Source organism: Methylotenera versatilis 7 (assembly GCF_000799165.1).
Lineage (GTDB): Bacteria > Pseudomonadota > Gammaproteobacteria > Burkholderiales > Methylophilaceae > Methylotenera_A > Methylotenera_A versatilis_A.
In genome coordinates this window covers 119,428-134,453 of the sequence record NZ_JUGF01000001.1, presented here as the reverse complement: position 1 = coordinate 134,453, position 15,026 = coordinate 119,428, and the positions used below count along the sequence as shown (strand labels likewise).

10 protein-coding genes are annotated in these 15,026 nt (G+C 43.3%); 1 reads left to right on the top strand and 9 read right to left on the bottom strand.

Annotation, left to right across the window (positions count from 1 at the left end; genetic code table 11):
- Nucleotides 1-93: 93 nt before the first annotated feature.
- The 7 genes from K370_RS00500 to K370_RS00470 all read right to left on the bottom strand — a co-directional run bounded on the left by K370_RS00500 (nt 94) and on the right by K370_RS00470 (nt 11,849).
- On the bottom strand, nt 94-2,232 hold the full coding sequence (locus tag K370_RS00500; protein WP_047538638.1) for an EAL domain-containing protein: 2,139 nt from the start codon (nt 2,230-2,232) through the stop codon (nt 94-96).
- Nucleotides 2,233-2,662: 430 nt separating this feature from the next.
- Nucleotides 2,663-3,091 (bottom strand): group II truncated hemoglobin, encoded by a 429-nt coding sequence (locus tag K370_RS00495; RefSeq protein ID WP_047536847.1) that lies wholly within the window; start codon nt 3,089-3,091, stop codon nt 2,663-2,665.
- A gap of 22 nt (nt 3,092-3,113) precedes the next feature.
- Nucleotides 3,114-4,340, bottom strand: a complete 1,227-nt coding sequence (gene purT / locus K370_RS00490; RefSeq protein ID WP_047536844.1) for a formate-dependent phosphoribosylglycinamide formyltransferase — start codon at nt 4,338-4,340, stop codon at nt 3,114-3,116.
- Nucleotides 4,341-4,502: 162 nt separating this feature from the next.
- Entirely contained in the window at nt 4,503-5,942 is a 1,440-nt protein-coding gene (locus K370_RS00485) for a sigma-54-dependent transcriptional regulator (RefSeq protein ID WP_047536841.1), read from the bottom strand.
- A gap of 34 nt (nt 5,943-5,976) precedes the next feature.
- On the bottom strand, nt 5,977-8,427 hold the full coding sequence (locus tag K370_RS00480) for a TonB-dependent receptor (protein WP_047536838.1): 2,451 nt from the start codon (nt 8,425-8,427) through the stop codon (nt 5,977-5,979).
- A gap of 177 nt (nt 8,428-8,604) precedes the next feature.
- A complete protein-coding gene (locus tag K370_RS00475; protein ID WP_047536836.1) occupies nt 8,605-11,109 on the bottom strand; it encodes an ABC transporter permease in 2,505 nt (834 codons plus the stop codon).
- A complete protein-coding gene (locus K370_RS00470; RefSeq protein ID WP_047536833.1) occupies nt 11,106-11,849 on the bottom strand; it encodes an ABC transporter ATP-binding protein in 744 nt (247 codons plus the stop codon). The genes K370_RS00475 and K370_RS00470 overlap by 4 nt, the downstream gene beginning before the upstream one ends.
- Before the next feature lie 2 nt (nt 11,850-11,851).
- Here K370_RS00470 and K370_RS00465 point away from each other — a divergent pair, with 2 nt between their 5' ends.
- Nucleotides 11,852-12,565 (top strand): arylesterase, encoded by a 714-nt coding sequence (locus K370_RS00465; protein ID WP_047536830.1) that lies wholly within the window; start codon nt 11,852-11,854, stop codon nt 12,563-12,565.
- 52 nt (nt 12,566-12,617) lie between these two features.
- Here K370_RS00465 and tilS read toward each other — a convergent pair whose 3' ends face one another.
- Both tilS and K370_RS00455 read right to left on the bottom strand, forming a co-directional pair.
- Nucleotides 12,618-14,048 carry a tRNA lysidine(34) synthetase TilS gene (gene tilS / locus K370_RS00460; protein ID WP_047536827.1) on the bottom strand — a complete coding sequence of 477 codons (1,431 nt, stop codon included), beginning with the start codon at nt 14,046-14,048 and terminating at the stop codon, nt 12,618-12,620.
- On the bottom strand, nt 14,017-15,012 hold the full coding sequence (locus tag K370_RS00455; RefSeq protein WP_047536824.1) for an acetyl-CoA carboxylase carboxyltransferase subunit alpha: 996 nt from the start codon (nt 15,010-15,012) through the stop codon (nt 14,017-14,019). The genes tilS and K370_RS00455 overlap by 32 nt, the downstream gene beginning before the upstream one ends.
- Between the last annotated feature and the right edge of the window lie 14 nt (nt 15,013-15,026).

Sequence of the window (15,026 nt, the reverse complement as noted above, 5' to 3'; positions counted from 1 at the left end):
GTTTAAAAAATAGCTAAATTAAACAGTTAAGCCTAAAAGCTTAACTGTTTTTTTATATCAATTTTCAAAGTAGTTTTCAAACTGATTTCATTACTACTTTTTAAGCCAAGTTTCCATTTCCTTTGGCTCTAATGGTGGCGAATAAAAATAGCCTTGTACTTTTTTACATCCACTTGCAATGAGAATATCAGCTTGCTCCTGGTTCTCTACGCCCTCTGCTATCAGATCCAAACCCAGTGCATCGCCCAGCGCAATAATCGCTTTAACAATGACACGGTCTTCTTCACGATTGACCAAGTCCTCAACAAATGAACGGTCTATTTTCACTTCATCCACGGCCCAGCGTTTTAGCGATAAAAGCGATGAATGCCCCATACCAAAATCATCTAGCGAAATATTAAAACCCAAATCCTTGATTAAGCGAATATTATTTTTAACGGCATCCACTTCTTCCAGCAAAGCATATTCAGTTATTTCAATGCACAACATCGCCGGGGCGATATTGTATTTAACCGGGATGGTACTCAATGTTTTGATTAAACTATCTGAACGTAAGTGGCGGACTGAAATATTCATCGATACGCGCGGCACTTTATATTTCTTATCTAGCCATATACGCAATTGCTTGCAAGTCGCTTCTAACACCCATTCACCGATCAGATTAATCAATGAAGATTGTTCTGCGATTTTAATGAATTCTAATGGTGGAATCAGACCCCGCTCAGGATGACGCCAGCGGATTAATGCTTCAATGCCAATTAACTGATTGTGCGTATTTTCTAATTGCGGCTGGTACATAATAAACAGCTGACTGGCGATTAGCGCATGGCGGATACCATGCTCCATTTCCAACCATTGATGCGCAATAAAATTCAGATTACTGGTATAGAACTCGAAATCATTACGCCCATTTTGTTTGGCGCGATACATGGCTAAATCAGCATAGACCAAAAGCGTTTGCGCATCAGTCGTATCATCCGGATAAACACTCACACCAATACTTACTGTGCATTGTACTTTTTGTTGTTGAATCTCAAACGGTGTTGCAAATGCAGCAATGATATCGCGCACCAAACGATGTCCATCCTGCGGTGATGCGCCTTCCATAATCATGACAAACTCATCACCGCCCAATCGACACAGCACATCGGTTGCGCGCACACGCTCTGTAATACGCTTGGTTGCCAGCATTAGCAATTGGTCACCCACTTCATGGCCGAGCGTATCATTGACGGTTTTAAAATGATCTAAATCAAAAAATAACAGTAGAACCTGATTACCTTCGCGCGCAGCTTTTGTTACCGCATGCTCTAATCGCTGCCTGAACATGCTACGGTTGGGTAAGCCAGTTAATTCATCATGCGAGGCTAAAAACTCCACTTTGCGATTTAAGGCAATCGCTTCGCTCACATCTCGCCCAACACCACGGTAGCCAATAAAATTGCCATCTTTCGCAAATACAGGCTTACCGGAAATGCGTAAATAAACTAACTTGCCCATTTCATCGGTACAGTGCACGACATAATCCGCAAAGCTTTTATGTGATTGCAAGGTTTTTAGCATTTCGTTAGAACTGTGACTATGGCAAGCCTCTGCCAAATCGGTCAAACTGTTAAAGCTCAACCCTTGAGGTCCACCCGTTACTGCAATTATTTTTAAATCCTCATCGGATTCCCAAAACCAGTCTGCAGAAGCTTCCGCAAAATCTCTAAATCGCGCCTCACTTGCGATAAGCTTTTCTCGCTCTTCACTCAACTCCAAGATTTTTTTATCTAAATTACTAAGTACAAGGTCTGCACCTTGTTTATCCAGTTTACGATGATCCTCATGATTTAAATCGTGACTTTTGAATGAGCCTACTGGCTGATTGAGTCGTAGAACTTCATCAACCATATCCATTAGTTCTGGCACTAGCATGGGTTTTACCAAGTATTTAGCCGCACCAAGTGACAATGCAAAATGTTTGTGTTGTTCTGATGTATAAGTCGCTGTATAAAAAACAATGGGAATATGCTTAAGGTTCTGGTCTTGTTTAATGGCTCGACACAAGCCATACCCATCCATTTCAGGCATGGGATTATCTGAAATAACCAGATCAACTGCCTGCGTTTGTAAATAGGGCAGCGCGCTTAAACTATTGTCAAAACTGACTACGGCATAACCTTTTGCCGTCAACTCAGTTTCCAATAACTGCCTAGAGCTCTCATCACTTTCAACAACTAAAATTCTCACAATCACCTCATCTTGTTTTGTCGTTTATTTTTAGTTCTACTTGTTGAATCGCTAACATCGGATCAATTGATTTTTTTAATATAACAAACAGCCATCGCTAATAATTTTCATGGCCGCCTGACGGTTACATGGGCACGCTCTTTCCTACACGATACGTCTAACTCGTTAATATACAAGTAATTGTATATCTAAAATAATGAAATCTGGCGGAATATAATTGATCCTGCTGCTTCTAATTAAGCGTGTCTGACCAATGATTGAGAAATTTGTGTGAGATGTCTGGTGGGCTGTAACTTGTTGAGTTTGAGCAATAACAGACGTGAGCCGTTATTTTATTACGACAGTTTATGTTTTTAAAATGAGTTAACTCTCAGTTTTTCTGTAGGTTACCGCAATAATGACCAGAATTAGGCTGCTTCAATAATTCTGTTTATTCTGCCTCGCGATTACGCATGAAATCCGCTACACCATATAATTGCTCGGCCAATTTCTGCATTAACACCTCATCCATTTTCAAGGTTTGCATGGCTTTTATCATGCAGTACATCCATTGGTCACGTTCACTTTCACCGATGCTAAAAGGCAAATGTCTACGCCGCAAAAATGGATTTCCATAACGCTCTATGTACAACTGCGGGCCGCCCGTCCAGCCTGTTAAAAACATAAAAAGCTTCTCACGCGCGGCCGTTAAATCAGCCGAATGCATGGCACGAATTGGCGCGGCTTTCGGGTCGCTATCCATAATGTCATAAAATGTTTCTACCAACAGGCGAATCGCAGCAGTACCACCTTGCTCGCCACCGAGCAAGGTATAAAAGGTGGACTTACTACTGCCTGCTTCTTGTATCTTGTCTAACATTCGTTACTTAACTTTCCGTTACTTAATGCGATGCAGCGCTTGGTTTCACCAAGCTCGCTGCCAATTTAGCGCGTGCTCTCGCTTCGTCAGTATCTTTACCAGTTGCCAGAGCAACTCCCATGCGGCGACGCGCAAATGACTCTGGCTTGCCAAACAAGCGCACATCACTACCAGGCACATTTAAAGCAGCTTGCAGACCATCATATTGAAGATTGTTACTTTCCACTGCACCATAAATGACTGCGCTAGCGCCCGCTTCTTTCATGCTCACATCAACAGGCAAGCCCAAAATAGCACGTGCGTGCAATTCAAACTCACTTAGTCGCTGCGAACACATCGTCACCATACCTGTGTCATGTGGGCGCGGACTCACTTCGCTGAACCAAACCTGATCGTTTTTAACGAACAGTTCTACGCCAAATAAGCCAAGCCCACCCAAACTATCGGTAATGGTTTTAGCAACATGCTGCGCGGCTTTAAGCGCATTGGCTGTCATTTTTTGTGGCTGCCAGCTTTCAACGTAATCACCGTTTTTTTGCAGATGTCCTATCGGCTCACAAAAATAAGTCTGTGTTTCACCTGCTGCATTTTTTGCACGCACTGTTAATAAGGTAATTTCATAATCAAAATCAATTTGGCCTTCTACAATCACGACACCTTGATTGACGCGCCCACCCGTTGCGGCATAATCCCATGCAGCTTTTACTTCACTGGCTTGTGTAATGCGCGATTGACCTTTCCCGCTGGAAGACATGGTTGGCTTAATAAAGCACGGATAACCAATACCCGCTTTACCTGCATGCACATCCCCGTCAATGGCGGCTTGCAATTCGGCTTCGCTTCGTGCAAAAGCATAAGGTGAAACCGGTAACTGCAACTCTTCTGCCGCCAAACGCCGTATTCCCTCGCGATTCATGGTGAGCTGTACAGCTCTAACCGTAGGAATGACCGTTGCCAATCCTTCGCTCTCAACGTCGGCCAGTACGTCGGTATTCAATGCTTCGATTTCCGGCACAATAAAATGAGGATTTTCCTGCTTGATTAATGCCTTAAGTGCGACAGCATCTGTCATATCGATTGTATGCGCGCGATGTGCTACTTGGTGGCCTGGTGCGTTGGCATAGCGGTCAACTGCAATCACTTCTACCCCAAAGCGTTGCAGTGCAATAATCACTTCTTTGCCAAGTTCGCCGCTACCCAGCAACATGACTTTGGTCGCCGAAGCGGTAAGAGGAGTGCCTAGTTTCATAAAATTTTGCCCATGCGCTGTATCTGATTTTTGAGTATTGGAAATGACTAGAATAATACCACGCGGGGATGCAGAAATCGTACGTCTAGAGACTGGCTATAAGTAGCTGACTAAAGCGCAGAAACTTAATATAAGATTGTTAACTAGATAAATTGATTAGCTTTAAAAGCTAATGCCATGCTTATCCATGCGATAGCGCATAGTCATACGAGTAATGCCTAATTGGCGTGCAGCCTCAGATACATTGTTATGTGCAGCCTCTAAAGCCTTCAGTAACATACTTTTTTCAGTTGCATCTAAGGTTAATTGGGATTGTTGATGATGCTCATTACCAGCTTTATTTTTACTGTCGAGCAAATTTAAATCATTAGCCGTAATTTGGGCTTGGCTGCTTAATAATACGGCGCGGCTAATTTGGTGACGTAACTCACGCACATTGCCAGGCCAATTGTAAAGCTGCATCGCATCGATTGCCGACTGGCTAAACTGATGTTTCGCTAATCCGTAGCGCTTTTCAGTTAACTGCATAAAATGTTTTGCTAACTGCAATATATCGTTACCGCGCTCACGCAAAGGCGCAAGTGATATCGTCATCACATTTAAGCGATAGTATAAATCTGAGCGGAAACGCCCATTTTGCGACATCTCATGCAAATTGCGGTTGGTTGCCGCAATAATACGCGCTGGTACGATACGTTCTTTAGTTGAACCCAATCGCCTTACGCGGCGACGTTCCAGCACACTTAATAACTTCGCTTGCAATGCTAACGGCAACTCGCCAATTTCATCCAAAAACAGCGTGCCGTCTTCTGCTGCCTCAATCAAACCAGGTCTTGAAGTAATCGCATTGGTAAATGCACCTTTTTCGTGGCCGAATAGCTCACTTTCAATTAATTCGTTTGGCAAAGAAGCACAGTCAACATGTACAAAAGGCTTTTCACTATTGGTTCCAGAGGCATGCAGTAATCGGGCTGCAACATCTTTCCCTGTACCGGTTTCACCTGTAATTAAAACCGTTGGCGCGACAGAATCAGTCAAATGCCCCAACTGTGCAATACGCGCAATTTGCATATGAATACTTTGGGTGGCGGGGCTATCACCAATTAATGCAATACCGTCGCTAGAATGTGCATTGCGTTGCCGCGCATAATCCAAGCTGGTTTGAAGCGCTGAGGTTTTTTCGTTTTTTTGAACAACTAATAATAACTCTTCTAAATCAATTGGTTTTTTTAAGTAATCATTTGCGCCTAACTTCATTGCAGTTACGGCATCGCTAACTTCGCCATATGCTGTCATGACGATCGTCGTCATACTTTTTGCAACGAACTCACTCAATAAATCTAAACCATTACCATCCGGCAAACGCATATCCAGCAAGACTAGATCTGCGTTGAACTGCTTAATGATCGCACGCGCATCGGCTAAATTTTCAACATGCTCACACTCAAAACCCGCTTTTTGCAAACGCTTTTGCACCGCGCGTGCAAACAGCACCTCATCTTCTACAATCAATATTTTTTTAGATTGGTTGAAGTGCGTTGACTGTTCTGCACGCCCAGAATCTGCATGGGCGGGTTTTGATTGAGTGTGTTGTGCGAGCAATTAAACTCCTGCGTTAATCATTAAATGACTCTGGCTATTTTTTTGGTGCAGCAAACTCATAGCGCAAGCCCAACCAAGCAGCACGTGGAGCACCAGGCAACAAACCTAACATTCTGGCCTCTTCACCAAATACGCCGGCAGAGTTAAATGCGGTTTCAGCTAAACGACCACTGATGTAATAGTTTTTGTCAAAAATATTAGTGGCTTTTGCAAATGCTTTCCAGCCATTACCAATGTTGTATTGGGTATCCAGGTTCACAACAAAGTAACCGCTAATTTTGCCTTTACCGGTTGCGCAGTCTTCACCACCATCACAATTAGCAGAGTTTGCCTTGTGTTTGTTGTTTTCATTCCCCCACACATACTGGCTTGAATAACCAATGACGTTCGCACCGACTGTCCATGCAGGGGTGACTGCATATTGGCCACGCAGTTTGATCTGGTGTTTAGGAATAGATGGTAAATAATCACCTTTAGTCGCAGTATAAATACCATCATCGTGAGATGAGTTTGACTCATTAGCAAATTCAACCTCTGTGTCATAAGTGGCTCTTACATAACTATATGACGCACCCCATTTGAATTTTTCTAAATTACCGTTCAAACCAAAATCCAGACCTTGACGTTTAGTTCTGCCAATGTTTCTGTAGTAACCTGCACCGGATAGTTGATTTGATGCAGTGAACTGAATGTCGTCGTGATTCACGGCATGGTAAATGCCAGCATTCCAGTTGATAGAATCAGTTAACTTGCCACGTCCACCAAATTCATAGGTTTTAGCAACCACTTGGTTCAGTGGAGGGTCATCTGCCATCGCAGCCGGCAATAGACATGGATTGGCTGGATTAGAGCAACCTAGCTCAATTGCTGTTGGTGCACGGCTTGATTCACTATAAGAGGTATAGAAAGTCAAACTTTCACTTGGCGTATGTGTTAGACCGATTGTTGGATTTAGGCGTGTGTAACTATCTTTAGCAGTAAGCGATAAATCACCATCATCGCCGCGTAATGTGTCTGAATTATCAATACGTGTGAAATTCCAGCTTGCGCCTGCATTCAAATGCCATTGATCGTTTAACGATAATGTGTCTGTTGCAAAGAGACGAGCAGTGTATTGTTTACCGGTTAAACCAACAGTTTGGCGTTTGGGAAGCAAGCCTGCGCCATCTTCAAATTCAGGGCCGCTCATAATTGGTTTTCTTGACGGTGTCCATACATTTTCGCCTAATCCATCATCAAACACGTCATCCTCTTCACCAGCCACATTGACGTGCTCTGACTGTTTGAATCGCATGAGTGTATAGTCGTAACCTGCGCCAACGATAAACTGATTCTTTTTACCCATCCAATCCTGATCAAAAGCAAACTGACCAGTTAAACCGTATGTGTCTTGAGTGGTCTTGGTCGTGTTCATGACAGCACCAAGATATTCTTCATCGTCGAATTCCCCAGCATAGCCAGGATATAGCGCTTCCAGGTCTCCATCTTCATTGTCACCTTCCCACGCATCACCATTTTTAGTGTGACGGTTTGATTTTTTATAGTACACATTACCTGAGAACATCGTATCTTCATTAAAGAAATGTGAACCATTTAGCGCTAAAAAGTGAGAATAGTTATTAGTAAAGTCTGGGCGTGTGTGAATCTGGTCACGCTTGCCATGCAACAGAATTTCAGGTGTAAAGCCATTACCAATTAAATTATTATCTGTACCAATATAGGTAAGGTCTAACTTGGTAGATTCATTTTGCCAGCCTGTTTTACCAAATAGCTGATTCACATGCGATGGTGAATAATCTCTCCAACCATTTTCGGTAGTATGTTGATAGCCAAACATGTAGTCAACGGAACCATCTTCTGAAACGCCACCGTATTCAATTAACGCACGTTGACGACCCCATGAGCCAGCCTCGTATTCAACTGCAGCGCCTTGATTATCACGACCATTCTTGGTCTGAATAGCAATAGCGCCACCTAAAGTATTTAAACCAAACAATGGATTGGATCCAGGAATCATTTGCATATTGCCGATAGCAAAACTAGGAATCTTGTCCCAGAGCGTCACATCGCCAAACGGTTCATTGACACGCACACCATCGATATAAGTAGAAAGACCTTGTGCATTGCCTAATAACGGTGATGAAGAGTAGCCACGGAAGTTAATTTCAGGCTGCCAAGGATTGCCGCCCATTTCGGTAACGGAAACACCTTGCATATTGTTATTCATGTAATCGGCAATCGAAACGCCTGTTTGATTATTCACATCTTGAGGTACAGCCACTTGAATATTGGCTGGCACTTTATGAAGTGGCAACCCAATCCCTGGTAATGGCGTAGTAGAAATCACTTCAATTTTCTCAGCGCTTGTACGCGCCATCTCTTCTGCTTGCGCCAATTGTGGCAAAGCACAGGAAATCATGACAGAAATGAGGGTTAATTTTGGTTTACTTTGTAATTTTATTTTAGATTTAAGTGTTGCTTGCATGTTGACTCCCTAGATTTAAATATACAACTGGCATAACTATGCAAGACGCGTTCCAGAATCAACAGTTATAAAAACTTCAATTAAATCAATGGCTAAATTTTATCGCCGTGAAAAACAGCTATTATAAATTGGTTTATTGGTTGTATACAACCACCAATATGGTTGTATACAACCAACTCAAATGCTATTGAGTAATTGCTTAGGCGGTATATTCAAATACCTGCGGATAACAAGCCATGCAGCAAAAGGAATCAATACAAAAGTCAGCAGAAATACACTTAAAGCTAAACTAATATTAAATTGATAAGGAATATCCAGTACGAAACTACTTAAATAGTAACTGAGTCCAGTGGCCATCATAATTGCGACAGTTGCTGCCACCGTGCCGATACTGGCAAACTCGGTGAGCGTTGCAATGGTAGTTTGCGCGCGCGATGCGCCTAATACACGTAGCAATGCCGACTCTCGCAAACGCGCATCTAACGTAGCAATCAACGCAGCATATAAAACCACTAAACCTGCCACTAAGCAAAACATAAAAACAAAACCAATCGCAAGTGCTAACTTATTCATGATATCGCGTACTTGGTTCATTAAATTGGCAACATCAATCACCGTAAAATTAGGGAATTTTTGCACTAACTGATTCAATGCGTTATCTTGGTCTTTGGGTAGATAAAACGCTGTCATATAACTGGTTGGGTAGTTTTTAAGCGTATCGACTGGTGTCACCGCAAAAAAGTTAGCGCGCATGCTATCCCATTCCACTTTACGGATACTGGTCACTGTCAGCGTGATTTTGCTGCCTGCGATGTCATAAGTTAACGTATCACCAAGCTTAATATTCAGCGCTGTCGCAATATCTTGCTCTAAGGATAAAAGCGGTTTTCCAGCTTCATTCGGTTGCCACCAGCGGCCTTGTAGCAGCTTATTATCCGTTTGCATTTGTGCGGCGCTGGATAAATTAAACTCGCGCGAAGCAAGACGTTTAGCGCGCTCTTCAGTAAATGAATTTGGGTCAACCGCCTGATTGTTAATCGCCATTAACCTGCCGCGAATCATTGGAAATACCTGTGGCGCGACAACTCCAACGCCATGAAGAAAAGTTTCTGTTGATGCAACCTGATCTGGCTGAATATTAATAATAAAACGATTCGGCGCATCAATTGGCAGCGAAGCCTGCCATGATTGCATTAAATCGGTTTTAATCATCATCAATAGCATCAACACCATCGCGCCTAAACTAAAGCCAATAATCTGCGCGATTGATAAACCTAAGCGTCTGTTTAAATTGGCGAACCCAAGACTGATCGCGTAATGTTGGTTTGAATAATCTGTGGCTTGCTGGCTGATCTTTTTAAGCATTTTTGCCAAGCCATAGGCCAGCAAACCTGCCACTAAACAAATACCCAAGATACCTGCTAAAAACACCAAGGCCAATTGCAGCGTTTTGGCCAGCACGAACATGAATAAAACAACCACAATCGCAATCGGTGCATATTTCAGCCAAACCGAGACAGACTGTTCTGCAAAATCATGTCGCAAAATACGCATAATCGGCACATTTTTTAAAGCTTGAATATGTGGCAGCATAATGCTGAACAGAATTGCAAACGCCAATGCTAAGCCCATGAATATTGGTGTAAAGTCTGGTGCTGGCAACGCTTCCAAAAACAATCTGCCCGCAATATAAGCTAAACCGTACTGCAAAATATAACCCAGCAAACAACCTAACAGTCCGCCAATCAGCGCCAAAAACGTACTTTGCAACAACATGAGCTTTTGTATGCTGGCTTTACTCGCGCCAAAACAACGCATCAAAGCGGCGGTGTCGGTGCAGCGCGCGATAAAAGGAATGCTCGCCAGCAACATGGCGACGATGGATAAAATCACGCTGGCAAATGCACTTAAGCTTAAGAAAGTTTCTGCTTTATCCAATGCGCTTTTAATCTCTGGCCGCGCGGTTTTAACGTCTTCAATACGTTCACCACGTTGCAATTTTGTAGCTAAATCATTGGAAAACTGCGCAACCTTGTCGGATGCGCCTGCGACCAATAACTGATATTTAACCCGGCTACCAAACTGCACCAATTGTGTTGCGGCAATATCGTCTGCGTGCATCATTAAGCGCGGCGCGAAGCTAAACATATCGCCGCCGCGCGATGGTTCACGCGCTAAAATACCTGCGACTTTGAAGCGCGCTGCACCCAATTCAATCTCATCGCCAATGCCTATTTTCAACGCATTCACCAGACGCGCCTCAACCCACACTTCACCTTTTTTGGGCGTAGTTTGTACACTGGTTGGCAATTGGTTATTGCTTAGCTGTACGCCAAAATCTCCTCTCAACGGGAAACCATCAGACAAGGCTTTTATTTCTGCCAGCTGGTTGCGGTCACCTTGAATCACCATGCTAGGGAACTCAAGTGTAGTCGTGCTTTGCAAGCCATATTGCTTGGCTAATTGATGATAGGACTGCGGAATTGCATGATCGGAAATAACGACTAAATCGCCACCTAACAGCAAACCGCCTTGTGCGTTAAGATGCAGCGCGATGCGATTAATAAAGAAATTAACCGCTGTAATTGAAGTGACTGCCAATACCAAGGCCAATAGCATGACGCGTAAATCACCCGATTTCCACTGTGAAAACAATTGCTGCCAAGCCAGTTTTACCATCATAATGACTCGCTCAACTGACCATTATTCAATGTTAATGAGCGTTGGCAACGCTTGGCTAATTTCATGTCATGTGTGACTAAAATAAGTGTAGTGCCTGCTGCATGATTTAAATCAAACAGCAATTCAATGATGCGCTCACCTGTAGCTAAATCTAAATTACCAGTTGGCTCATCTGCAAATAAAATGGCGGGCTGCGAGGCAAATGCGCGCGCAATGGCTACACGCTGCTGCTCACCGCCTGAAAGCTGCTTGGGATAATGACTGACACGTGCGCTTAAACCGACTTTTTCCAACGTCGCCAGCGCCACTTGCTTCGCATTTGCTTGATTCGCCAACTGCATCGGCAGCATGACATTTTCCAGTGCAGTCATCGTAGGCAATAGTTGAAATGACTGAAACACAAACCCCATATTTTTACCGCGTATTGCGGCACGTGCATCCTCATCTAAACCACTGAACGCTGCGCCTTTAACGCTAACGCTACCACTACTTGGCTGATCTAATCCTGCCAGCAGGCCAAGTAAAGTGGATTTACCTGAACCTGAACTACCAACAATAGCCACACTCTCACCAGCAGCCACTTTTAGTTGCAACTCAGAGAGGATGCTAATTTTATTTGGCTCTTCACCCACGCTTTTGCATAGATTTGTCGCTAGAATAGCTGGAGTAGCCGTTATCGTATGATGATGCGTTGATGGTTGATTGACATTAATTGGGCTGTGCTCATTAGAAAGTAACATGTATGTGCTCTCGTTTATTAGGATTTTTGCTGTATGTGTCTGCATTTAAAAAATCCAGTTTTAAAGTTCTAAACCTGAAAATTTCCAAACTGTACTTTAGAAAGTTAAGCTTAAGTCTTGGTATTAGTCTAGCGGTAATGAGTTTGGTTGCAACTTCCGCGCAGGCAACACAAACTATTGTCATTTTTGGTGACAGTTTGTCTGCGGCTTATGGCATTCAGCAGAATGAAGGTTGGGTCAAACTGCTGGAAAACAAGCTTAATCAGCAAAAGCTTGACTATAAAGTGGTGAATGCCAGCATTAGCGGTGAGACCACCAGCGGCGGCTTGGGGCGTTTTAAAACGATGCTCACGACGCATAAGCCCAATATTGTCATTATTGAACTAGGCGCAAATGATGGCTTGCGCGGTTTAAGCGTACGCGAAATGCAAAGTAATTTGGATGGCATGATTACCCAAGCAAAAGCCACCAAAGCCAAAGTGCTACTACTTGGCATGAGAATACCGCCAAATTATGGCATTCAATATACCCAGCAATTCAGCGAAACCTATGCTAATTTGGCGCAAAAACATGGCTTAGTTTTGGTGCCATTTTTTCTAGAGGGTGTTGCAGGCAATCCGAGCCTGATCTTAGATGATGGCTTGCATCCCAAGGCAATTGCACAAGACAAACTATTAGAAAACGTTTGGTCGCAACTGAGAAAGCTTATTAAGTAACAAATAGTTAAGTAGTCTCAGTTAATTAAATCAAACTATCGGCATTCTCTTATTATTCTGCATGCCAACTCACCAGCAAGCCCATTTCATCTGCGGCTGCTTTTAAATGGGCATCAACGCCAATATCCGGAATAATAGCCAAGGTATCTTCCAGATAAATAAGTGGCAATTGTGCGCGTTGCCATGGCGGTACGCTTGAGGTTTGCAGGGCTACTTTTAAGCTGCGGCTAGGTCGGTTTAAATCCGGCTTAAACCGCTCACCACCGACTCGATTTTTAATGAGTAACTGCTTGTTATTTAAATGCTTAATCGCAATACCTTCACCCAACTTTTGGCTAAAACTTAAATAGCTTTGGTTAGGTAAATGTACGACTTGTTCATTTTTCCATACAGCATCTATAGGCGCATTGGCAGTTGATTCTGCGACCAAATACGCACAATGTCGATAGCGCCTGAGCATTAACTCAGGCGAGCTTTCATCATCGTCGCTAAAATTTTCTTGAGTCACCTTTATTTTAATTGCCGCATCAGATTTAGCATTGAATAATTGCTGCGTGATCTGCTGCAATTGACTGGTGCTCGGCATGCGCACATCATTCTGTGCCAGCCACCAACGCAATACATTATTGACTCTAGACTGACTCAACCCGATTAATGGAGGCAATAATAGCGTGTTAATAGTCAAATCATCGTTAAAACAAGCTTTTGCATCTTGCTCTGCCAATTCATCCAGTAAATGATTCGCTTCAGCTAGATGTGCAGCGGTGCGTGCTAAGTTTTGTTTGATGCTGGGATACTGCCGCATGAAAATCGGCAAAATCGAATGTCGCATAAAGTTACGATCAAACTGCTGATTCAAGTTACTCTCATCGTCCACCCAAGCCAATTGATATTGTTTGGCATAACGCTCTAAGGTGGTTCTGGATGTATTCAATAATGGACGCAATAATTTTCTTTTTGCATCCATTGGCGCCATGGCCGCCAAGCCTTTCACACCTGCCCCACGCGCAAGCTGTAAAAGTAGGGTTTCAGCTTGGTCATCTTGATGGTGTGCTGTACAGACAAAGCCTGTATTTTGGTTCATCAGTGCCGCATAACGGGCTTTTCTGGCTGCCGCCTCAACACCCAGACAGCTATTAGAGTCGACATTGACTGTTGAAATAATGAGTGGAATATTGAGCTGCTTACATCTTGTTTGGCAAAAATCTGCCCATGCGTCTGCGTGAATACTGAGGCCATGATGCACATGATGGGCAGTTAATAGAAACCCCACACTTTGTCTAAGGCCGGCTAAAACATGCAATAACACACATGAATCCAGCCCACCACTAAATGCAATTGTTAATACGGGTTGAACAGAAGAAGTCTGTTCAGAATTTTGTACAGAGAAAACATCGCTTAAAAAAGAACTGACTTGCTGCGATAGCGAACTATCGCGCTCATTTATTTTTTTATTTTGGCGTTGTTTCTTTGAATTTTCCATAACTCATCAAGCGGGCATAACGTGCCGTTAATAGCTGCTCGGTATCTTTTTTCTGCAACGCAACCAATTGATCTTTAAGCAGTTTACGTAGCGTCTGCATCATTAATGAAATGTCACGATGCGCACCACCTAATGGCTCACTCACGATCGTATCAACCAAACCGAGTGCCTTTAGACGGTCTGCAGTAATTGCCAGTGTTTCTGCTGCCTCTGGCGCTTTGCTAGCGCTTTTCCATAAAATCGATGCACAGCCTTCAGGTGAGATAACGGAATAAGTTGCATATTGCAACATCAAAAGGTGATCGACCACACCTAGCGCCAATGCACCACCAGAACCGCCTTCACCAATAATCACGCCAATAATCGGTGTTTTAAGCTCGGCCATTACATATAGATTTTTAGCAATCGCCTCACTCTGTCCGCGCTCTTCCGCACCGATGCCAGGGTAAGCGCCTGGCGTATCAATCAAGGTAATAATCGGCAGATTAAATTTTTCTGCCATGCGATACAAACGCAAGGCTTTGCGATAACCCTCAGGGCGCGGCATACCAAAATTCCGATATTGCCGCTCTTTTACATCACGGCCTTTTTGATGTCCAATTACAACGACTGGAACACCTTCAAATCGTCCTAAACCACCGACAATTGCCGGATCATCCGCATAAGCGCGATCACCATGAAGCTCTTCAAAATCAGTAAATAACTCACGAATATAGTCCAGCGTGTAAGGTCGTTGTGAATGGCGCGCAACTTGCGAAATCTGCCACGCACTTAAATTCTGATAGGTTTCTTGCAGCAGTTTTTTTTGTTTTTTCTCTAGCTGGTCTAACTCTTTAGAAATATCCAATCCATCATGCTCATCATGCGATATCTGCAATGCTTCAATGCGTTGTTGAAGTTCAGCAATGGATTGCTCAAAATCCAAGTAACTTATTTTTGTATCTGTAGCGCGTCTAAGGCTCATATTTTTATATTGCT